General features: G+C 48.1%; 20 protein-coding genes. 9 read left to right on the forward strand and 11 right to left on the reverse strand.

Features of this window, described 5'->3' with window-relative positions:
- Positions 1-2: 2 nt before the first annotated feature.
- The 3 genes from MUG84_RS01885 to MUG84_RS01895 all read right to left on the reverse strand — a co-directional run bounded on the left by MUG84_RS01885 (position 3) and on the right by MUG84_RS01895 (position 2,547).
- Positions 3-803: an ABC transporter permease gene (locus MUG84_RS01885; RefSeq protein ID WP_244718706.1), complete on the reverse strand. Its 801-nt coding sequence runs from the start codon at positions 801-803 to the stop codon at positions 3-5.
- A complete protein-coding gene (locus MUG84_RS01890; RefSeq protein ID WP_244718709.1) occupies positions 800-1,576 on the reverse strand; it encodes an ABC transporter permease in 777 nt (258 codons plus the stop codon). Before MUG84_RS01890 ends, MUG84_RS01885 begins: the two co-directional genes overlap by 4 nt.
- Before the next feature lie 146 nt (positions 1,577-1,722).
- Positions 1,723-2,547, reverse strand: a complete 825-nt coding sequence (locus MUG84_RS01895; protein ID WP_244718712.1) for a hypothetical protein — start codon at positions 2,545-2,547, stop codon at positions 1,723-1,725.
- 372 nt (positions 2,548-2,919) lie between these two features.
- Between MUG84_RS01895 and rhaD the strand changes: the two genes are divergently transcribed.
- Both rhaD and MUG84_RS01905 read left to right on the forward strand, forming a co-directional pair.
- Positions 2,920-3,753 carry a rhamnulose-1-phosphate aldolase gene (rhaD, locus tag MUG84_RS01900; RefSeq protein ID WP_244720886.1) on the forward strand — a complete coding sequence of 278 codons (834 nt, stop codon included), beginning with the start codon at positions 2,920-2,922 and terminating at the stop codon, positions 3,751-3,753.
- A 214-nt stretch (positions 3,754-3,967) separates the two neighbouring features.
- A complete protein-coding gene (locus MUG84_RS01905; protein WP_244718715.1) occupies positions 3,968-5,227 on the forward strand; it encodes an MFS transporter in 1,260 nt (419 codons plus the stop codon).
- Between the two features lie 97 nt (positions 5,228-5,324).
- On the opposite strand, the gene MUG84_RS01910 is transcribed toward MUG84_RS01905, so the two are convergent.
- The 4 genes from MUG84_RS01910 to MUG84_RS01925 form a co-directional block, all read right to left on the reverse strand.
- Positions 5,325-6,494, reverse strand: a complete 1,170-nt coding sequence (locus tag MUG84_RS01910) for a peptidylprolyl isomerase (RefSeq protein ID WP_244718718.1) — start codon at positions 6,492-6,494, stop codon at positions 5,325-5,327.
- A 200-nt stretch (positions 6,495-6,694) separates the two neighbouring features.
- Positions 6,695-7,705, reverse strand: a complete 1,011-nt coding sequence (spoVAD, locus tag MUG84_RS01915; protein WP_244718721.1) for a stage V sporulation protein AD — start codon at positions 7,703-7,705, stop codon at positions 6,695-6,697.
- A gap of 7 nt (positions 7,706-7,712) precedes the next feature.
- Positions 7,713-8,195, reverse strand: coding sequence for a stage V sporulation protein AC (gene spoVAC / locus MUG84_RS01920; RefSeq protein WP_244718724.1), 483 nt, complete (start codon positions 8,193-8,195; stop codon positions 7,713-7,715).
- 15 nt (positions 8,196-8,210) lie between these two features.
- Positions 8,211-9,071, reverse strand: a complete 861-nt coding sequence (locus tag MUG84_RS01925; RefSeq protein WP_244718727.1) for a DUF421 domain-containing protein — start codon at positions 9,069-9,071, stop codon at positions 8,211-8,213.
- A gap of 128 nt (positions 9,072-9,199) precedes the next feature.
- Between MUG84_RS01925 and MUG84_RS01930 the strand changes: the two genes are divergently transcribed.
- The 3 genes from MUG84_RS01930 (at position 9,200) to MUG84_RS01940 (ending at position 11,441) form a co-directional block, all read left to right on the forward strand.
- Positions 9,200-9,406, forward strand: a complete 207-nt coding sequence (locus MUG84_RS01930) for a DUF1657 domain-containing protein (RefSeq protein ID WP_244718744.1) — start codon at positions 9,200-9,202, stop codon at positions 9,404-9,406.
- A 190-nt stretch (positions 9,407-9,596) separates the two neighbouring features.
- On the forward strand, positions 9,597-10,247 hold the full coding sequence (locus MUG84_RS01935) for a phosphatase PAP2 family protein (protein WP_244718747.1): 651 nt from the start codon (positions 9,597-9,599) through the stop codon (positions 10,245-10,247).
- A gap of 126 nt (positions 10,248-10,373) precedes the next feature.
- On the forward strand, positions 10,374-11,441 hold the full coding sequence (locus MUG84_RS01940; protein ID WP_244718750.1) for an AI-2E family transporter: 1,068 nt from the start codon (positions 10,374-10,376) through the stop codon (positions 11,439-11,441).
- 64 nt (positions 11,442-11,505) lie between these two features.
- On the opposite strand, the gene MUG84_RS01945 is transcribed toward MUG84_RS01940, so the two are convergent.
- Complete coding sequence (locus tag MUG84_RS01945) at positions 11,506-12,009, reverse strand: hypothetical protein (RefSeq protein WP_244718754.1); 504 nt, start codon at positions 12,007-12,009, stop codon at positions 11,506-11,508.
- A gap of 231 nt (positions 12,010-12,240) precedes the next feature.
- Between MUG84_RS01945 and MUG84_RS01950 the strand changes: the two genes are divergently transcribed.
- Entirely contained in the window at positions 12,241-13,290 is a 1,050-nt protein-coding gene (locus MUG84_RS01950) for an FUSC family protein (protein ID WP_244718757.1), read from the forward strand.
- Between the two features lie 80 nt (positions 13,291-13,370).
- Here the strand turns inward: MUG84_RS01950 and MUG84_RS01955 are convergent, their stop codons facing one another.
- Genes MUG84_RS01955 through MUG84_RS01965 form a run of 3 tightly spaced genes read right to left on the reverse strand, consistent with a single transcriptional unit; the run spans position 13,371 to position 16,075 of the window.
- On the reverse strand, positions 13,371-14,468 hold the full coding sequence (locus MUG84_RS01955) for a sensor histidine kinase (RefSeq protein WP_244718760.1): 1,098 nt from the start codon (positions 14,466-14,468) through the stop codon (positions 13,371-13,373).
- Entirely contained in the window at positions 14,461-15,159 is a 699-nt protein-coding gene (locus tag MUG84_RS01960; RefSeq protein WP_244718776.1) for a response regulator transcription factor, read from the reverse strand. The genes MUG84_RS01955 and MUG84_RS01960 overlap by 8 nt, the downstream gene beginning before the upstream one ends.
- A 1-nt stretch (position 15,160) precedes the next feature.
- Complete coding sequence (locus tag MUG84_RS01965) at positions 15,161-16,075, reverse strand: D-alanyl-D-alanine carboxypeptidase family protein (RefSeq protein ID WP_244718779.1); 915 nt, start codon at positions 16,073-16,075, stop codon at positions 15,161-15,163.
- A 197-nt stretch (positions 16,076-16,272) separates the two neighbouring features.
- On the opposite strand from MUG84_RS01965, the gene MUG84_RS01970 reads away from it, so the two are divergent.
- The 3 genes from MUG84_RS01970 (at position 16,273) to bcbE (ending at position 22,001) form a co-directional block, all read left to right on the forward strand.
- Positions 16,273-18,096: an adenine deaminase gene (locus MUG84_RS01970; protein WP_244718784.1), complete on the forward strand. Its 1,824-nt coding sequence runs from the start codon at positions 16,273-16,275 to the stop codon at positions 18,094-18,096.
- Between the two features lie 128 nt (positions 18,097-18,224).
- Positions 18,225-20,582 carry an RNA polymerase recycling motor HelD gene (gene helD / locus MUG84_RS01975; RefSeq protein WP_244718800.1) on the forward strand — a complete coding sequence of 786 codons (2,358 nt, stop codon included), beginning with the start codon at positions 18,225-18,227 and terminating at the stop codon, positions 20,580-20,582.
- A 147-nt stretch (positions 20,583-20,729) separates the two neighbouring features.
- Entirely contained in the window at positions 20,730-22,001 is a 1,272-nt protein-coding gene (gene bcbE / locus MUG84_RS01980; RefSeq protein WP_244718804.1) for a bacillibactin exporter BcbE, read from the forward strand.
- The last annotated feature ends 356 nt before the right edge of the window (positions 22,002-22,357 follow it).

The raw sequence follows: 22,357 nt of genomic DNA on the forward strand, positions 1-22,357 counted from the left end.
TTCTAGCTCCCTGTACTTTGATAACGGGTTAGCCCGAATTTCCAAAACCTCAAGCTGATGACGAGACAAATGACTGCAAGCAAAGCTATGCCGTAGACCAGCCAAGAACCGTACTCTCCGCGGAGAATGAACAGGGAAGGGACATAGCCTACGAAGCCAACCGGAATGACGATGAGCAGTAAGGACCGGAGCCAGGCAGGGTAGAGGACAAGCGGATAGCGGACAGCCGTTTGAGCGGCATCCTCTGTGAGTGTTTGCAGTTCATTAATTCTTGTGATCCAAAATCCTACCGTTGCGGTGGCCAGTCCGATCGAGAATAGGATCACGCCTCCGGTGACAATGACGAACAGCGTATAAGGCAAGGCCAGCCAGGTAATTTGACCGCTGGATATCATTCCATGCATCGACCAGTAAAGGATCGCGCCTCCCTGAAGCAGTTCACCCGGCATCAGGCGGATGTTTTGCGACATCAGCGCAAGCAGAATCGGGACCGGACGGGTCAGCAGCTGATCAAGCTCACCTGTCGTCAAGTACCTCTCCAGATGATGGACATCACTTGCGAAAGTCCGGTACAGCGTTTTGGCGAGGGTCATGACAGCAAAAAGATACCCCACTTCATACAGTGACCAACCCTTAACCGCACCAAATTTGTTCAGGACGATGGAGATCATGAGAAACTCGGCGATTTGGATCGTCGCAGCGAGGACTGTGCCAAGAATAAAGTTAAACTTGTATTGCATTCGGCTGCGTATGCTTGAACGGATGAGAACCGCGTACAAATCCAGCCAATATTTGATAGTCATCCTCCCTGCACCTCCACTTTCCGTCTGACCACGATAGTTACAAGTAGACAAAGCAGCGTAAAGAAAATGCACCATGCCAAAGAACCCAGTAAACTGCCTGCTTGCTCATAACCCAGATAGATGCGGGTCGGTACATACAGCAGATAGGGGTAAGGTGACATCCAGCTCACCGTCTGCAGCCAAGACGGCAGCCATTCCACCGGGATAAAGAAACCGGCGAGCAGATTCATAAGGGCATGATTGACCCAAAACAGCCAGTTCGATTCCGTTGTCCACAGCGAAGTTGCACCGATAATGTAATTCATGCAGATGGACATGTAAGCAGAGGCGGCTAAAGCGACGAATGTGTACAGCAGCGTTGTCCAGTGGGTTGGCAGGGAGAGCCGGAACAGAACCATATACAGCAGATAGATGGGGAGAGATTTATAGATGAATTGATAGGCGATTTGTCCCCATTCCCTGCACATGCACAGAACAAACAAATGGACAGGGCGCATCAAATCCAGTGAGATTTGGCCTGTCCTGACAGCTTCCGGAATGCCGAGTCCATTCGTGATAAAGCCGGTAACCCACAGTGAAGCCTGGGTAAAAGCAATGTAGCCGATCATGCCGTGCACGCCATACTCTCCAAGCGGGCGGTCATGTCCGATTCCGATCCAGATGCAAGCGTAGAGATAGCCGAAGAGAGCGCTCGCAACGTTGTGCAGCATGTGCGCCCCGCGGTAATGAAGATTGCGGGCATACGCTTTTGAAGCCAAAGAGAAATAGAGCATTGCACACCTCCGATAAGTTTTGTAGCGACGAGATCCGTCAACTTCAGTCAAGGCGAACGAGTGAGAAGGATTCCATCATACCAAAATCTGGCTGAGGCCGCAATCAAAACTTTAGCAGGTGTGCGTGCTCCTTGATAAAACAATCCTTAAGTGGAAGGTAACTGCGATTTGGCGTTTTGCAAGATGCCGCTGATCTGATTTTCTAGCGAGAGGATTTTTTGTTTCTGGCTCTGGATTTGAAGAAGCTGGTTGACCAGAGTATTCAGATCCGTATGGATTTTTTTAGCGTCACCCACTTTCACCGCCTGGGTTACGCCTTTCCACAACGGGCTGACATTTTTATTCAGAATGGTCGCAGTGCTTTTCTCAGCTTTGATTTTGATGCGAACCGAATCAGCTCCTGCGAGGATTCCCCGGATCTTCTTCTGAGCTGAGGATCTTTGGGCTTTGGCGGAAGCGAGCGCCTGTTCTTTGTTTTGAATATCCATTTTCGCCATCTGTACGGCAAGTTTCATCGTATCTACCTGTGTTTTCAGAGCGGAACTGAGCTGCTTGTTTTTGAGTTTATTGGCAGTCGTAATCTGCTGGTTAAGCGTGGTATACATCGTAAGAATCGGTTTGTATTTATCTTTCGTCTGTTTTACTGCCTGTTCGAGTCTGGCGATCTTGTCCGCATCAATCACCTTGATCTGCTTGGTTAGTGAGGATTGTGTTTCTTCATTTTTGTAATGAAGTGAACTGATGCTTTGATCAACCTGCTGCAGCTGGGATTGCAGATCTTTGAAACGGCTGTACAAAGACCCTAGCTTGCTGCGGAGTGCGGCATCCGAGGCGGTCGCACGGTCCACAGCGGCTTGCTGTGAGGCGGACCATTGCATGGATGCAGCTGCAGCTGCAGCACCAGAGAAAGTCAGTGATAATGCGAAAATGAAAGTCAGGACGGCTGGGAAAAGTTTCTTGAATGGTTTCATGAAATATTTCTCCTTTGTACGGGAATGGGAATGAACAGCTTGAAGCTTGAAACTTCGATCAAACGCTAAAAAGCACCCGCAAAGAAAGGCATATAACGCCTTTTCTTACGAGTGCTTCAACGTAAGCTGTTCATCAATTTAATTGAACCTAATATATCGGGAATTCCTGTTTATGTCAATCCTTAAGAAACAGCAAAAACGAAAATGAGTTGGATGAATTAATAACAAATCAAAACAGACATAAAGTATACATAAACAAAAATAAAACAAGATATATGTGTTTGTTTGTGTTGACTACAGGGAGGGGCTGAAGTACGATGAAGTTGTAAAATACAGCTTATATAAAAGGAGAGGCTTGCTGTGAGCACATTGATGATGGATTTGAACCGGAACGTGCCAGCGCTTGATATTCCGTTTATCCGGGAGATGGCGGAAATTACGTATCACATGTGGAAGTTCGGCTGGGATGAGCGTAACGGCGGGAATATCAGCCGTATTTTGGATGAGGCGGAGGTCCGCCCCTATATAGATCTTAATGGAACCGGACGCGTTATTACGCTGACTTTTCCGGTACCCGAGCTGGCCGGCACCATTTTTGTCGTGACGGGATCGGGCAAATATTTCAGAAACGTAATCAGCGATCCGGAAATGAATCTCGGTGTGATCCGGGTAACGCCGGATGGAGAGCATGTCGATGTATTGTGGGGCTTTAGCGGCAATACGTTCCCTACAAGCGAGCTCGCATCCCATTTTATGAGCCATATTGAACGATTGAAGGTAGATCCTGCCCACCGGATTGTCATGCATACGCATGCTACCAATGTGATTGCCATGACGTTTGTGCATGATTTAGATGAGAAAAAATTCACAAAAACGCTCTGGCAAATGTGCACCGAATGTATTGTCGTTTTCCCTGAAGGGGTGGGCGTTCTGCCATGGATGGTACCGGGAAGCGCTGAGATCGGCCGGAAAACAGCGGATAAAATGAAGGACGGGCGAGTTGTCATTTGGCCGCATCATGGCATTTTCGGTACCGGATCCACCATGGACGAAACATTTGGCTTAATCGAGACGGTCGAAAAGGCGGCTCAAGTCTATATGCTCACCGCAGGCCACAGCATCAAACAGACGATAAGCGACCAGGAGCTGTCGGACCTCGCCAAGGCATTTGGCGTCGTCCATGCAGAAGGAATTCTTGAAGTTTAAGTCATAAAAGAACGGAGCAGCGCATCACTTGCGTACGCTCCGTTTTTCTTTAGAGTATCGACCTATGACCTTACAATATAACGTTTTCGGTGGGGCATTTCTACGTGAAGTCCCACAAATTTTTTTGTGATATTAAGGATAGTCCATTGTATTGACTTAGGGTTCTTTGCGAGTAGAATGATGAGCAAGAGAAAGCATCAAAGGAGTGCACATCATGATTTTATTAAGATCGAGGCAGCAGTATCACCGTAAAAGGTCGGTGCAGCGGAAAAACCTGAGAATCGCCACGATGGAGGGTATTCCGGCTGTCATGTTCATGACCCTGCTTGGGGGTCAGTTTCTCACCGGCTATTTGCTGTATCTCGGAGCGAACTCCAGCCAGCTGGGCTTCGTACTGGCGATCACCACGTTTGTGAATATCGGCCAGCTTTTCGCCGCTTTTTTGATCCAGAGGCTAAAGAGCCGCAAGTGGACACTGGTGCTGTTTGTGGCGCTTCACCGGATATTGTGGGCCTTTACGGGCCTCATTCCGTTTGTAATTCCGAAACCGTACTGGGTTATCGCATTTATTATTTTATATACGCTAGCCTTTATCTTTAATACGGTTGGCGGCATATTGTGGAACTCGCTGATCAGCGATATCGTGCCGGCACGCGTCAGGGGCCGCTATTTCGGAATCCGCAACACGATGATGAACGCGCTGGGGACGCTCGTCATGTATGCGGGTGGAATTATTCTGGATCATGAGCCTGGAGGCAAGGGCTTTTTGATTCTGTACGTGTTTGTATGGATATGTATTATCGTGAATATTACGATGTTTTTCTTTTATCCGGATATGCCTTTTGAGCGCTCCACGGAAAGCAAGTTTGTCCCGATGTTGAAAAAACCGCTGAAGGACAGCGCATTTCTGAAGGCGACCCTGTTTTTGGCAGGGTTTCTGTTTTTGCAGAACCTGGTGGTACCGCTGTATTCGTATGTTATGCTGCAGCTGCTGCATATCAATTACCAAACGCTGTCGCTTCTGAATGTAGCGCAAACCGTATCTATGATGGGCAGCTTCTATATCTGGGGCAACCTGAATGCGAAGTACAGCAACCGCCGTCTGTTGTTCTGGACACTGCCAATAATCGCGCTATCCTGCCTGCTGTGGGGACTTTTGTCCGTGCTGCCGATGCTGGTTGTGCTGGTGGCGGCTCATATCGTGTTCGGAATCGGGGTGGGAGGCTTTAACCAGCTGGCTTTCAACTTTATGATCGGGGATACGCCCAAAAGCGAACGGCCGATGTATATGGCGATGTATGCGGCGATTACCGGAGTCGCGGCCTTCTTCGGACCGCTGCTCGGAGGCAATGTGTATAGTCTCATTAAGCACTGGCCGGTATGGATGCAAGTCTACGGCATGCAGGTGATTGTAGGGCTGGCCATGATCGTGATAACGGTAACGTTGGGACGGCGGATTCTGAAGGATGCTTAAGCTAGCGTAAAATATCCTGCCGCTTCTGAAAAGAGCAATGAAGCATTAAAAAACGGATGCGCCCTTTAAGGGCTGCATCCGTTTTTGGTAATACGAATTATTTGCTGGAATCCGATTTAGTTGCATCGGCTTTTTTGTTTTGGTCTTCTTCCAGATAGTTCGTAATTTTTGCTTTTGATTTGAGATCAGCAAGCCAAGTTGGGGCTTTACTCATGATCTGTTGATAGGTCAGCTGCTCTTTGATGTCCGCTTTCTTCTCATCGAACGTCGCAGTATGAGCTGGTTTATAGCCTGTTTTCTTGATGATATGGTAGCCTGCGTCCGTTTTAACTACGCCGCTGATCTCGCCTTCTTTCAAGCTAAACGCAGCATCCTCAAATGGCTTGTACATTTGATTGCGGCCGAAGTAACCAAGATCGCCGCCTTTATCTTTGGAGCCTGGATCTATCGATTTTTCCTTGGCTAGGGTTGCAAAATCCGCACCCTCTTTTAGCTGTTTCTCGATTGCATCTGCTTCTTCCTTGGTAGCTACCAGGATATGGGAAGCGCGAACCTGCTCAGGTGTGTCAAAGTAAGCTTTATTTTCATCAAAATATTTCTTTACGTCTGCATCACTGACTTTTACTTCAGGACCAATGAGCTTGACTAGTCGAGCTTGCATCTCCATTTGCTTGTTGAACTCTTCTTTAGAGATGCCGTTTTGCTGAAGCGCCGCCTCAAACTCTTGATCGGAGCTGTAGCCTTTCTTGACAAAAGCTGTTTCTTTATCAATATCCGCTTGAGTGATCTTAATGCCTTTTTTGTCGGCTTCCTGTTTCACCAGCGTTTCGGCAATCATGCCGTTAAGGGTTTGAACGCCGCCAACAGAAACGAGTTGGTCATAGAGCTGATCCTTGGTAATTTTCTCACCGTTTACAGTTGCAACAGCTTCTTTGGCAACTGGAGGGTTGATCAATACAACGACCAGCACAACGGCTAGCACAAGAGAAACGATCATCCATACTTTACCGCCCATTCCCTTTGAAGGAGATGGTGTTGGCGGTACTGTACCCGCTTTAGGTTTCGCAGGAGCTGCTGGAGTATTGTAACGATCGTCCGGAGTCTCCTCTTCTGTTTCTGTGTGTTCAGAAACTGGGGTTTCTTCGGCAGGCTTGTCCGATTCTAATTGGTCTATAGGCTGTTCGTTTGGTTCCTTGATGTCCCCCGATTGTTCTTCCGGAGTGAGGCCTTCTTCGTTATTCAATGTTTCTTTTTCTTTGTCTGACATTAAATGTAACTCCTCCTTTTGATAGTAAAACAAAAACACCTATGCGTAACACTTTACCAGATTCAGCAGAAATAATCCTTAAGAAGAAATAAATTGTGGAGAAAATTTTTTAATATAGTTTTAAGAAACGGAAAAAAAAGGCTGTCCCTCAGGCAGAAAAAATGAGAAACAGCCGATGATTTCCAGCTGGAAAAGCAGTTTTATTTTTCGCGTTCGATCGATACCGCATGTGCAATGCATGGGATCGTCTCGTCTTGCTGAAAAGTCAGGGGAGAGAGCAGGGCACCGGTTGCAACGACCAAAATCCGGTTCAGTTCTCCCCGTCGCATCCGGTTCAGGAGATGGCCATAGGTGACAACCGCAGAGCAGCCGCAGCCGCTGGCACCTGCCTGTACATTTTGGGTTTCGTAGTTATAGATCATCATGCCGCAATCAGAATACGTTGTTTGCTGCATCGGGATATTATGCCTTTTGAATAAATCGCAGGCGATCTCATAGCCGACCTTCGACAAGTCGCCGGTGACGATTAGGTCGTAATGACTTGGCTCGATCTGAAGATCCCGGAAATGGGCTTCAATGGTGTCGACAGCCGCCGGCGCCATGGCTGCGCCCATATTGAAGGGATCTTTGATGCCCATATCTACAACGCGTCCGATGGTTGCGGATGTAATGAATGGACCTTTGCCTTCCTTGCCAATAACTGCAGCACCCGCACCCGTGACTGTAAACTGGGCCGTTGGCGGTTTTTGGGAGCCGTATTCGGTAGGATACCGGAACTGTTTCTCCACGCTGCAGTTGTGGCTGCATGTGGCGGCAAGTGTATGCTTTGCGCCTCCCGAATTCACGACATAGGCGGCTAGAGCAAGGCTTTCCATCGATGTGGAGCAGGCCCCGAACAACCCAAAATAAGGAATGGTCAGTGTACGGGCGGCAAAGCTGCTGGATACAATCTGGTTCATCAGGTCGCCGCCAAAATGGAACTGGATCTCTCCTTCGGTCAAGCCGGCATGCTCGATCGCCATTTTGGCTGCTTCCTCGAGAAGCGCCTTCTCGGCTTTCTCCCAGCTCTCCTGCCCGAGATAAAGGTCCCCATGTATAATGTCAAAATCTTCTGCCAGCGGACCTTGCCCTTCAAAGGGGCCAACCGTTGTTGCGCTAGAGAGAAAGGAGGGCTTGTTTTCAAATACCCAGCTTTGATGGCCTTTCAGCATTTTCGGTTCAACCTCCTACTATGTTGGGATCAAATATAACGTAGGCAATGCCGACAGCAAATGCCGCCATGGTACCAAATACAATGACAGGACCGGCAACCTTGAATATGCTGCCGCCGAGGCCCAGCACGATGCCTTCGCGGCGGTATTCGATGGCTGCAGAGGCCATGGAGTTCGCAAAGCCGGTAACCGGCACGGCGGAGCCGGCTCCGGCCCATTGGGCAATTTTATCGTAAACCCCAAAGCAAGTCAGAATGACCGAAATGAGAATCATAACACCTACGGTCGGGCTAGCGGCTTCTTTGACGCTGAATCCGCCATAATGGACGAATAGCTGCTGTATGACTTGGCCAACCAGGCAGATCAAGCCGCCGACAAGGAAAGCCCGATATAGATTCTTGAAGGTGAATTTGCTCGGCTCGCGTGTCTTGGCTAGTACCTTGTATTCCTGCTGCACAGGGGTAAGCTTTTTTTTTACTTTGCTGACCATTTGATTACAACCCTCCTAACGCGTTAATAACGGTTTAACGTCAGAGATAACCTGCTCGAGCTGCTTGGAGCAGTTCTCATACAAGGTTTTAGCGTCTTGCCGGTTTGAGGACAATCCGAACATTTCAAGATCCGCTTGGCATTTCTTTAGTTCGGCATATAAGACGGCCTTTGGCTGCGGCTCCGGCACTTTGAGCTTGTCGTCAAATAGATCGACATACAGCTGGTCATAAGCATCGACTTGTCCGACGTACACGTTATCTAAAGAAACGCCAATTTTTTCGAGCTCTGTATTGATCCACCGGCGGTTCAGCCCGCGCGTCGCGAGCGGCTCATCCATGATTTTTCCATCGAGGATGACGGTTTGTGGCTCCGATTCAGGGCCGACTTTAATGCCCAGATGTGTGGGTGCTAGAGGCTGATTTTCCTTTTTCAGCAGCACGTTGACATCGCCATTAGGCTCCATGACCGCAAATTCGACTTCTGCGGCTTTGAATACGTCCTTGCCCCGGAGCTGTTCTAGCAGCTCTTCATTGGTAAGGCGTTCCTTTTTAAGATTATCCTCCAGAATTTTTCCGTCTTTGATCAGAACGGTGCTTTTGCTGTCGATGAAATCCCGTGCTTTCTTGCTCTTGAGCTGTAAAAACTCAATGCCGAGCGATATCAGCACCCATACGGACAAGGAGATAAGTCCCAGATACCAAGTCCCCTCAACATCAAGCGAGATGGTCGCAGCCAAGTCACCGATTGTGATGCCTGTTATATATTCGAAAAAGGACAATTGGGATATCTGTCTTTTTCCGAGCAATCGGGTTAGCGCGAACAGCACCACGATGGCTGTCAAAGTACGGGTTATAACCTCGACCCATTCCGGCATTTGCATAACCTCCATTTTAGTCGAATAAACAAATTATTTACTTCTCCCATGATTTTTATGAATTTTTTCATGCCATACAGGTTAGATTAATTTTCGTACTTATGATGCAAAGGAGGTGAGAACGAACCATGACAGTAGCTTCCCAGGTTAAAACGACTCTCGCTTCTTTAAAGAGCGCTCAAGCCAGCTTGGAAACCTTTGCGCTCAGCACGCAAAACCAAGATGCTAAGAACCTGTTCACTAACGCGGCACAGCAAACTCAGCAAATCGTGCAGCAAGTGGAGAGCAGAGTACAGCAATTGGAAAATGAAGAGCCGCAGTATAAGGGATACTAATCCGCTCCCGAGGGTCTTGTTACATACAAGACTTTACTCAAAAAAAGCACCGGCGCTGCCGGTGCTTTTTTTCTAGATATCAGAGAATAGATTTTACGCCCATTTTACATAAACGTGACAAAAGGACGGGCTTTAGGGATAATAGGAAGGATATTATTTTCATCCAAAAGTTGGGGGGATATTTTACAATATGAATTTGCATCAGAACCGCTTGAGAAAGTTGGCCATAACCAGCCTGATTCTCGGCGTATTGTTTGTCATCACAACGATCTTAATTGAAACGAATCATATTGCTTGGTTTGACAATGCAGTCATTTCCTTAGTGCAAGGTTTGGAGACCCCTTGGCTTACTTCAGTGATGAAATTTTTTACCTTTATCGGCTCCTCATTAATGGCTTCGGTTCTGTCCTTGCTTGCCTTCTTCTTTTTGATGGTGGTTTTGAAGCACCGGCGTGAATTGATCCTCTTTGTGCTTGTAGTGGGCGGCTCTGAGATTTGGAATATCATCCTTAAGAATTTCTTTCAACGGCCAAGACCCAATACTCATCGTCTGATCGAAATCACCGGCTACAGCTATCCAAGCGGCCATTCCATGGCGGCATTTTCGCTTTACGGGGTCATTACCTACTTGCTGTGGAGACATATTCCTTCCTTTGCAGGCAGAGTGGCTATGATCATCATTGGCGTAACACTGACACTTCTGATCGGCATAAGCAGAATTTATCTAGGGGTGCATTATCCGAGTGATGTGCTTGGAGGATATCTGGCGAGCGCCACATGGCTCATGATTTCCATTGCCCTATTCGAAAAGTACTTGAAAAAGCCACAAAACGCGAAATAATCCGCTTGGAAAGTGCCTTAAAACTTGCATGAAAACAGTATACTCGCGTAATATGATGTCATAGAGGATTTTTACTGCATCCCAGAGAGAAACTTTGTAGATAAAAAGGAGTCTGGTTGCGAAACAATGACATCAGTGAAAGATTTTTTCCAACTTCCCGCCGTAAGAAAAGGCGTGGTACTTATTTTGCTAGTCCTGTTTTTATATATGTTCAGAAGTATGATGAATTTCATTCTGATTACATTTATTCTGACATATCTGGTAAACCGGCTTCACACGTTCTTAACCCGGCGTTTTACGAACCGGATGGGCATCAGTAAAAAGATCGTGCTCATTTTAATGTATGCCTTGGTTGTGGCCGCATTACTCATTGGAATCTTACAATATGCGCCCAAGCTCATCTCGGAGTTGAATGTGCTGATCCAGCAGGTTATTTCCTTCTATAGCAACCCTTTAGTGCTGACGGACAACAGGATCATGAATTATATTCTGGATTATATACACAAAATTGACTTTGCCGCTTATCTCACACAGGGCTATGGTCTTATGAAGAATACGATCTCGAATATTGGGAAAACCGGTTTGAATGTGGGACTGGCAATCATCATGAGCTTGTTCTTCATGCTGGAAAAGGAGAAAGTGACGAATTTCACGGAAAAGTTCAGAACGAGCAAGTTATCGTATGTCTATAATGAGCTCGCCTACTTCGGAAAGAAATTCACCGATTCCTTCGGTAAAGTCATTGAGGTACAGTTTCTGATTGCGGTAATCAATGCATGCTTCTCCGTCTTGTTTTTATGGATTCTGGGTTTTCCGAGCCTGTTTGCTTTGGGAATGATGATTTTTCTGCTGGGGCTTATTCCGGTGATGGGCGTTATCATTTCGCTGGTTCCGCTTTGTGCCATTGCGTTTGGGATCGGGGGCATTCCGAAGGTCTTCTATGTTTTGCTCATGATTGCAATTTTGCATTCGTTTGAGACGTACGTGATGAATCCGAAATTTATGTCTGACAAGACGCATCTGCCGATCTTTTACACTTTTGCGATCCTGATTGTATCCGAGCATTTCTTTGGGGTATGGGGATTGCTTCTCGGCGTTCCGATGTTTATGTTCCTGCTGGACCTGCTCGATGTCCCTGTGAACAATTCGCCTAAGGATCCTCCACGAGTAAAGCCAAAGAGTACAGGGTCTTGAAGATAAATCCACACAATAAAATCCTAACGCATCCGTTAGGATTTTATTATTAAGTGATAGTTGTCTAAATTTCAGAATGGGCTGCAGGCAGTCTGCGGTCCTGACGCTGGTGATAGGTATGCTGCGTGAAGCGTCTCAATGATTCGGGCAGCTTCTTCTTGAGCTGATCCGCCTGTTGCTGCGTCATTTTTCCGGCTTTGACGGCATTATCGATCTTAGCACTTTGAATAGCGGTAAGCTTTTGCACGAAAACATCGGCATCCCAGTTCTTTTTCTCTTTGGCGATCTGCTGGAGCGATTTGCCCTGCTTCCATTCTTTTTTGAGATCCTGCTCGGTCATGTCAAGCAGCGTGGCTGCATCTTTGAAGAGCACGAATTTTCTGCCATGATGTTCACGGTGTCTTTGGTGGCTTTCGTTGTCCTGTTTTTCCGCCGGAGGAGTCACTTCAGCAGGAGGGGTCATCTGGGTTTCGGAAGCCGCATCGGCTGTATGCGCAAAGGAGAAACTACCAGCAGTCAGAATACAGGAGAGAGCTCCTGCCATTAAGTTTTTTTTGAATTGGTTCATCTTGTCACCCCGTTGATGTTATGGTACTTCTTTCATATTCTGTATTTATTATAGGCTGAATTGGATAAATCATACTTATTTTTGCAAAACGGCTCTGGCTGAGCTGCTTGTATCATAACGAAGGACAAAGGGTAATATTCCGTATATAGAAACATCTGCAGCGGTATCACCTGAAAAAACATTTATTTTCGTGATTATCGTGATATTTTTGCGACAGGAGGAGATGCAGCCATGACTTTCGGAGCGCGAATGCTTAAGACGGGAATCGCCGTCACGCTCGCACTATATATCAGCAAGTGGCTACATTTATCCTCGCCGACTATATCGGCTATAGCAGCCATTTTTGCTATGCAGCCGTCTATTTACCGCTCTTGGCGTTATTTCCTGGAACAGCTTCAAACCAATACGCTCGGAGCCGTACTGGCTTTAATCGCAGGTTTGGTTTTTTCCAATGAACCCATTGCGGTTGGACTTGTATGTATTATCGTTATTATGATTTGCTTGAAGCTCAAGATGGGAGATACTATTGGGTTGACCCTCGTAACGGTGATCGTTGTCATGGAGGCGTCTGGACAATGGCAGTTCGCCCTGACCCGTTTTTCGCTAAGCTTGATCGGCATCGTATCCGCGTTCCTGATCAATGTTCTACTCTTTCCGCCAAAGCCGAAAGTGCAGTTTACGGACCAGATTGAGACAACCTTTGACCAGATGTCGCTATTGATGCGTACCGCCATTTCCGCTGAAATCAAAGAGAACATTTTCAGGGATAAAAAAAGAGAGCTTGAGGACTCCATCAAGTCGTTGTCCGACAAGTACAAGCTGCTGGAAGAAGAACAGAAAAAGATGAAGCGGGCCACGTTCAGTCAGACCCGGCATCTCGTGGTGTACAAGCAGATGCTGAACACGCTCCGGAAGGGGCGCGAGGTGCTTGATGCTGTAGAAGAGCATTATTTTCAGTCCGAGCGGCCTGAGGAGATGGATCGGAACTTCGATCACCAGCTGGAGAAGCTGATTAAGCTGCATGAGCATGTGCTGCTCAAGTTCGAGGATAAACTGAAGCCAAACAGTGTCGAAGCCGATATACTGCTGGAAGAGAGTGACAAGTTTATCAAGCAGGTGCTAGATTATGTGGCAGAGCAGCCAGAGAGTAGTCTGCGTCTGTCCATTGTAGCTTCAACCATGTATGACTACGGATATCAGCTGGAGCGTCTGAACCGCCTGGTGGAACATTACCATAAGTCTGATGATGAGGCTTTGTGGTTGTCCTGGCTGAAGAGATAAGAAAGAGGAAGAGGCTCCCTTGGACGGAATACGAATCCAGGGCGAGCCTCTTTTTGCTCTATCTAATAGGAATGAATGCGTCATTCAAGCGGCAGTCGGACGATAAATTCGGTCTGCTGCGCATTGCTTGTGGCAGTAATGCTGCCATCGTGAAGCTCGATGATGCTTTTCACGATGGCGAGTCCGAGACCTGCACCGCCTGTATCGACCGATCGAGACTTTTCCACGCGGTAGAACCGGTCGAAAATATAGGGCAGATCCATAGATGGAATGGGGGCGCCGAAGTTAATGATTTTCACGACGGCCTGTTTTCCTTCTCTGGCGATATGGACAACAATTCGCTTGCCTTCTTTGCCGTAACGCATGGCATTTGTGATCAAATTTTCGATAGCTTGCATGATTTTATCTCCGTCGCCGTCGATCAGGAGCTTCTCTTGCGGGGCGATGAGCTGAATTTCCATTTTGTGATGTTGAAGCTGCAGGGTAAACTCGGCTGTCAGCTGCCCGATCAATTGCACCAGATCAATCGAGGTGCGGTTCAGCGGAATCTGGCCAAACCCCATGCGCGTATAGTCGAAAAGGTCTGTGACGAGCCTGTTCATGCGCTTGGATTTCTCATAGGCGATATTGACGTAATACCGCAGTTCCACCTCATCCTTGTATTTATCTTCTTCAATCAGCCTCAGATAGCCGATGATAGAAGTAAGCGGTGTACGAAGGTCATGGGATACATTAGTAATGAGTTCATTTTTCGCCTGTGTGGCCATCCGCTCCTCATGAATGGAGATTTGCAGCTGCTCTGCCATGGTATTGATCTGATCGGCAAGCATGCCGATCTCGTCATTGGAGCGGACCTGAATCCGTTCATCCATGTTGCCTTCTGCCATCCGTTTTACCCCGGTAAAGATACGTGTTAATTTTCTAGTCGTTCCCCAGCTGAGAAGGAGCACGTAGAAGATGAACAGGAGGATGACCGCGACAGCCTGCCACAATGAAAAGCCGACAATCTGGTTCGGCCGGAGAATCCGTTCAACAACAGGGTAGAGTAGCTTAAAGTTCTGGTAGTAGATATTATTAAGGATCGGACGCAGCATCACAAGTGTTCCGAAGGTCAGGGCGACACTGAAAAAGAACAGTAAGATAATCTTCCACTGCAGTTTATTAAAGAAACTACGCATCGATTTTATAACCTACTCCCCACACGGTTTGAATCAGCTTGTAGCCGAGCTCTTTCTCCAGCTTGTCACGCAGGTTGCTGATATGAACCATGACTGTATTGTTGGATACATAATACTTTTCCTTCCATACTCTTTGAAAAATCTCCTCTGCACTGAAGACACGGCCGGGATGTGAAGCCAGCAGTCCCAGGATGTCAAACTCACGGCCGGTCAATTGCACGTCGTTGCCGTCAGCCGTTACACGGTGGGTGCTGCGGTTAATCTCTACACCCTGAATACGGAGCACCGAATCATCGGCAAGCCGGGGGTCAGAATTGTACTGGAAAGTTCGGCGCAGCAGCGTTTTGACTCTTACTGTCAGCTCCAGCGGATTGAAGGGCTTGATCATGTAATCATCGGCGCCGGTCATGAGTCCAAGAATCTTGTCCATATCTTCGGTTTTGGCACTGAGCATCAGAATCGGAATAACCGATGCCTTGCCGCGCATCTGTCTGCATACTTCAAGTCCATCCACCTTCGGCATCATGATGTCCAGCACAATGAGATCAAACTGCTGCTCTGGACTGTTCAGAAGCTGCAGCGCTTCTTCTCCGTCATGGGCACAGATAATATGAAAGCCTTCATTTTTCAAGTAAATAGATATCAGATTTGCAATTTCCTTGTCATCATCAACAACGAGTATATTTCTCATTTCATGTCCTCCAGAAAAACTGTGAATTAGCGAAACCATAGTCGAACATTTTGGTGGCATCTTCAAAGCGCTTGTTGGTATCCTGTGCTCCCATCACAACGACAATAAAACGTTTGCCGTTCCGTTCGGATGTACCGGTAAAGCAGTAGCCCGCTCTTTGGGTGTAACCCGTCTTGAAGCCGTCGTTGCCGCTATAGGCAAACGCTTCTCCGGGCAGCATTGAATTGGTAGTATGTAGAGTTAAGTTCATTTCGGGTATGTAAACTTCTGTTTTTTCGGTCACCTTCAGTATTTCCGGGTATGTTTGGATCAGATAACGGGCCGTTTTAGCCAAATCCTTGGCAGTCATTTGCGTTTCGCCTTCCAAGGAGGCCGATTTGAAAACCTGCAGGTCAGCTGACGACAAACCGGTGCAATTCGCGAATACAGATTGGGTAGACAGCCCGATTTCGCGAGCCATTGCATTCATTTGTGCCACGAATGCTGTTTCGCTGCCTGCGATATGCTCTGCAAGCGAAATGGCCGCGTCATTCGCGGAATGGATGACCATTGCTTCAAACATCGTAAGAAGCGGCAGCGTATCGCCTGGACGAAGTCCGATTTCGGCACCGGTTACATTAGCGGCATAATAGCTTGCCGTAACAGGCTCGTCCCAGGAATTATGCCCTTCCTTGACATTTCTCAGCACTAGCAGTTCCGTCATCATCTTGGACATGCTGGCTGGCGGCAAAGCCGCGGATGCATTATGTTCATAATATACTTTTCCCGTTTTGACATCCATAAGGACTGCTGCGGACGCATCAATTTTAAACAGCGGGAAGCGAAGCAGTACCGCAGATCCGGCGAGCACCACGATAAAAAACAGCAGTAGAAAAATGATAGGCCTATGCTTCTTTTTCTTTTTGATCACTCTCATGAAAATCGTTCTCCGTTCGTTCGTATTATATTTTCGTAAAACCCACAGTTATCATCATAACCAGCACACTTAAAGTGCCTACTAAGAATATCTTAAGAAATTTAAAGATTTGATTTTTCTTCCGAGCCGGATGTATGATGGGAAGAATTGAGCAAGATCTGGCAATAAGATTAGGTACAGAGAGATGGAGGGTTTACATGAAAACAGCAGCATGGGGAAGACGTCCTTTCGCGGAATGTGTGCCTGAACTGGTAGCAGCCGCGCGCGGAGACCAAAAAGCAAGCCTGGTCATTCAAAACGTAAGATTGGTCAATGTGGTATCCGGAGAGATTCTGCCGGGAATGTCCATCGCGGTGAAGGATTCACGAATTGTATATGTAGGGCTGGATGTAAGTCATACTATTGGTGAAGAGACCCAAATCATTGATGCGGGAGGAAAATATGCTGCCCCTGGACTGCTGGACGGTCATTGCCATATCGAAAGCACGCAGATGACGGCTACTGAATTTGCCAGAGCGGTGCTGCCGCTTGGAACGACTGGCGGTTTCTTTGATGCGCATGAAATATCCAATGTCCTGGGACTGGATGGACTTCGCTTCATGCTGGAGGAAGCCAGATCGACTCCGCTTGCGGCATATATGCAGGTAGCCTCCTGCGTTCCGTCAACGCATCCGGGCCTTGAAACGACCGGCGCTTTCATCGGGCCTGATGAAGTTGCCGAAGCCCTGAGCTGGGGAGACGATATGATCGGACTCGGGGAAGTCATGAACTTTCCGGGTGTAGTGTACGGCGATGAGAAGATGATCGGAGAAATTCAGGCGACGCTGCGGGCGGGTAAGCAAGCGGACGGCCATTTTACTTGGAAATCGGATGATTGGCGCCTGCCGGTGTACGCTGCTAGCGGAGTGAACGGTGATCATGAATGCGTAACGGCTGAGGATGTCATTGAACGTGTCCGGCTTGGCATGTACGCTAAAATGCGTCAAGGCTCAGCTTGGCATGACGTGGCAGCGACCATTAAGGCGCATACAGAAGGAGGCATTGACACCCGGCGGATGATCCTGGTTACCGATGACCGCAGCTCGGAATCGCTGATGAATGAAGGCCATATGAACTTCGTAGTGCGCCACGCGATCGCGCAGGGTGTCAAGCCGGTGACGGCCTTCCAGATGGCGACGATCAATACGGCTGAACGATTTGGGGTTTCACGTGACATCGGTGCGATTATTCCGGGCGCATATGCGGATATCATTCTTCTCGATGGCAATTTGGCGGATGTGAATGTGGTCATGACGATTGCCGCAGGCAAGATTGTCGCAGAGAATGGCCAAATGACCGCCGACTGGGAGCGTTATAAGCTGCCAGACCTGGCGTTTAACACGGTGAAACTGGACCGCAAGCTAAGCGCCGGCGATTTCGCCATTACAGCACCAATTGCTGAAGGCAAAGCCGAAATTCGGGCTGTTGAAGTGGTTGAAAATCATGTGGAAACCATCGAAAGACTTGTTCACGTGAATGTGAAAAACAACACGGTTCAGCTTGATCCTGCGGTTGACCTCTGCAAAATGGCGGTGTTCGAGCGGCATGGCAAAGGCGGCGGTCAAGCGGTCGGAATCGTGAAAGGAATCGGATTTAAACAACCTGCAGCGATCGCAATGACGGTAGCTCATGACAGCCATAATCTGACGGTGATCGGCAATGACGATGAGCTCATGGCCCGCGCGGGCAATATCGTAGCTGACATGCAGGGCGGCGTCGTGATGCTGACGGAGGATAGCATTGCAGAATTCCCGCTTTCGGTAGGCGGCATTATGTCGAACGAGCCGTTTGAAACGGTTGCCCGTCAGTCCGAAGGAATCAGCCAGGCACTAATTCAAGCAGGATGCCCGCTAAACAATGCATTTATGACTCTGTCGTTGCTGGCCCTGGTGGTTATTCCTGAGGTTCGAATCTCCGACAAAGGACTGGTTAGAATTTCTGCGGACGGCATTGATATTGTACCTTTATTTACCGGCAATTAAGCTGGTTAATCATACAACTCAAACTTGAAAAAAGGGGAGCCATCGGCTCCCCTTAAAATGTTTGATTTTAAGGATGAATATTGACAAAATAGATAAATGTTAAACATTAAAAGGGGATGAAGACAGGCATGGACTTGAAAGATCAGGATTGGCAGTACGAACAGCAGCGGGTCGACAGTGTAACCGGTAAAATTGCCGCCCGCAAGGGAACGCTTGAAGCGGAAGTGGGCCTGGTTCGGGGCGATGTGGTCGAGATGCGTAAAGATTTCTGGGATGAAGTCAGAGTCAATTTCAGCAGCTCCGATGATCTGGGAGAAACGTCCACCAGCCTGCGTCAGCAGTCCCAGGTATTATCGGAACGGGAACGAGCGCATTTACAGGCTTCGGAAACACTGAAGAAACTAAGGCTGCTGGTCAAATCGCCTTACTTTGGACGGATCGATTTTACGGAAGAGGGAGAAGAAAAGAAAGAAACCATCTATCTTGGCATTGCTTCTTTTCTCGATGATGATCAGGAGACGTTTCTGGTGTATGACTGGCGAGCGCCAGTATCCAGCCTTTATTACGACGGAGCCCCGGGTCCGGCATCTTACCAGACGCCAAGCGGTGAAATCAGCGGCAAGATGGATCTGAAACGCCAGTTCGTGATTAGGGATGGGCAAATCAAGGTCATGTTCGATACAGGTGTCACCATCGGCGATGAGCTGCTGCAGCAGGTGCTCAGCCATTCCTCCGATAACCAGATGAAGAGTATTGTAGCAACCATTCAGAAGGAACAAAACGCAGTGATCCGCAATGACAAAAGCCGGATGCTTGTCGTGCAGGGAGCCGCAGGCAGCGGCAAAACCTCAGCAGCGCTCCAGCGGGTTGCTTATTTATTGTATAAATACAGGGAGACGCTGAAAGCGGATCAGGTGATCCTGTTTTCGCCGAACCCGATGTTCAACAGCTACGTATCGACGGTGCTGCCGGAACTGGGTGAGGAAAATATGCTGCAGACAACCTTCCAGGCCTATCTAGAGCACCGGCTTGGCAGAGACTTTGATCTGGAGGATGTATTTTCCCAAATGGAGTCGATTCTGAGCGCCGAGGAAGGCCCATGGCTCAAGGTTAAACGTGCATCCATCGCTTATAAATCGTCTACGCAGTTTCTCGAGACCATCCGCCGTTACAAGGATCTTCTGGAGCAAAGCGGCATGAAATTCAAGCCGATCCGCTTCAAGGGCCGTCTGATTGTTTCGGAGGAAGTGATGCGCGAGAAGTTCTACAGCTTTGATTCAGCGGTGCGGCTCGCCAACCGGGTGGAGCTGATGCGGGATTGGCTGCTTAAGGAGCTTGCCCAGTTCGCGAAGAACGAGCGTCAGGCACCTTGGGTTGATGAGCAGATTGAGCTGCTCGATCCAGATGAATATCAAAAAGCCTATACGAGAATGCGCCGTAAGCAGACGGCCAAGAAAAACGCCACCTTCGACGACTTTGAGCTCGAACGCAGCCTGCTGGCCAAGATGGTCGTCAACGAGTGGTTGAAGCCTGTGCGGAAATGGATCAAGCGAATGCGTTTCGTGGATGTGCAAGCGATGTATGAAGAGCTGTTGACCAACAAGGACATCTTCCTCAGCATCAGTGGCGGCAGCGGGCTCCCGGATGAATGGGAGGAAATGGGCAGGCAGACGGTCCGGCTGATGAACGAAGGAAAGCTCGCATACGAAGATGTGACGCCGTATTTGTATCTGCTGGATCTTCTGAAGGGATTCCAGATTAACAGTGTGATACGCCATGTCTTTATTGATGAAGTTCAGGATTACTCTCCTTTTCAGCTCGAATATGTCAAAAGAATTTTCCCACGTGCACGGATGACTGCGCTTGGAGATTTGAACCAAGGCATCTATGCGCATACGGATGTACTTGGAGGCAGCCTGGAGTCGCTGAAGCAGCTGTATGGTGATGCAGATACCGAAGTTATCTCGCTTACACGCAGCTATCGGTCAACGCTGGAAATCGTAGATTTTACTCGCAGCATGATGCCTGGAGGAGAGTCCATCATTCCGTTCAACCGCTACGGAGAAAAACCGCTTGTAAAGCTGTCAGACAGCAGGGAGAATCTGCACCGCAGCATCGTAGAGGATATTAAGAAACTCAACAACCAGGGCTATGAACATACGGCGATCATTTGTAAAACCGCTGAAGAATGCGAGCAGGTCTATGAGGCCCTTAAGGATGAGCTGCCGCTCAAACGCATTGCCAAAACGACGCCGTCGTTTGTGACCGGTACGCTGGTTATTCCATCCTATTTGGCAAAAGGCGTCGAGTTCGACGCGGTTGTCATCTATGATGCATCCGGGGAAGCTTACAGCAGGGAATCGGAGCGTAAACTGTTCTATACGGCCTGCACCCGCGCTATGCACCAGCTTCACATATACAGCCTTGGAGAACCTTGCCGTTTCATTCAGGACGTCAGCAAGGATAAATATATTCTTCAGTCATAGTCGCTTCAATGCAGTTAACTGAATAGCAGCATTTGAGTTCTTTTCGGAAGATTTATGACGACAGGAGCGCCTGACCGATAAATGCCTGAATAGTTGCGTGCAAAACAAACCACAATAGTACTTATTGAATGCAAAGGTGGTTTTGTCATGGAAGACAAGAAGTGGGATTTAGCTGCGCTTGCATCAATTCCTTTGATCATGACGCTTGGCAATTCCATGCTGATTCCCATTTTGCCGCAAATATCACAGCAGCTTCAAGTCAGCGCGCTTCAAGTCAGCATGCTCATTACTGTGTATGCGGTAGTCGCCATTCTTTTGATACCGATTGCAGGTTATTTGTCTGACCGCTTTGGCCGAAAAAACGTCATCATTCCAAGTCTTATTATCGCGGCTGCTGGAGGCGCATTGTCCGGTATTGGTGCATGGATGACAGGTGGACTTACCGCTTACTGGATTATTCTTGGCGGACGTTTTCTTCAAGGAATTGGTGCAGCAGGGGCTTTTCCAATCGTTCTTCCGCTGGTCGGAGACATGTTCAAGGAAGAGGATGATGTCAGCAAAAGCCTTGGAATCATCGAGACCTCGAATACGTTCGGCAAGGTGCTGAGTCCCATACTCGGTGCAGCGCTGGCCAGTGTGCTGTGGTATTTGCCGTTTTTGAGCATTCCGGTGATGTGTATCCTCTCCCTGCTGCTTGTCCTTTTTTTTGTCAAAACACCGAAAAAGAAAAACCAAGATAATCTTTCTATTAAACAGTTTCTATCCGACACGAAAAGCATTTTACGGGAAAAAGGCCGATGGCTGTATGCGATCTTTGCCGTTGGCGGAATCAGTATGTTTATTTTATTCGGCGTTCTTTTCTATTTATCCGAAACGCTTGAGAGCGAATATGGTCTACATGGAGTCGTAAAGGGCCTGGTGCTTGCAATCCCGCTAGCCTTGCTCTGTCTGGCTTCCTATGCAGCTGGCAAAATCATCGGGAAGAATAAGAAGCGCATGAAATGGACCGGATTTGCGGGCATGGCGCTCTCGACGGTCTGTCTTGTCATTACCGGATTCAGCAGCCAGATTTATTTTGTGGTCGCCTTTTTTTCGCTGTGCGGGGCCGGGATCGGCTCCGCGCTTCCGTGCATGGATGCGCTGATTACCGAAGGTATTGAGCAGAAACAAAGGGGGACGATTACTTCCCTGTACAGCAGTATGCGTTTTATCGGTGTTTCCCTTGGCCCACCTGCCGTATCGCTGCTGATGAAGACGAACCACTGGGTATTGTTTGGCGTCATGGCAGTCGTTGGGGCAGTTGGCGGTCTGCTGACACTGTTCGCGGTGAAGCCCGAGGGGAATAAGAATGATAAGCCTACTGATCATAAAACGAAGCCGGAGGCTAGCATTCTAATGAAGTCGGCGAAAGTCCGCTAATGACTTATGGACCGAAAGTGTCATGTTCGGCAGCTTTACCTTATACAATATATTGATGTCCCTGTCCCTTGCGCCATTTGTTTCAGGTCTGCCGGTGCAGGCTTGAAACGCCGCCCGAAGCTCCTTGGCCGGGAGCCATCTCCAAACTTTATCGTTTATTCGGTATGCCTGCTCTTAAGGGATTCCCAAGTACATTGAAGCAAAACATACGCTGAACATCGTTCTCTTGCAATGAATAACAGACGAGGCCGGCTACTGTATGAATAAACGATAATGTTCAGGCTCCTGCTGTTCCAAGGGGAGGGACATCCACAATCGATTATTAAGCCCTAAATTAAATTTATCGGGGCTTTTTT

This window comes from Paenibacillus mangrovi, assembly GCF_022898935.1.
Lineage (GTDB): Bacteria > Bacillota > Bacilli > Paenibacillales > Paenibacillaceae > Paenibacillus_AQ > Paenibacillus_AQ mangrovi.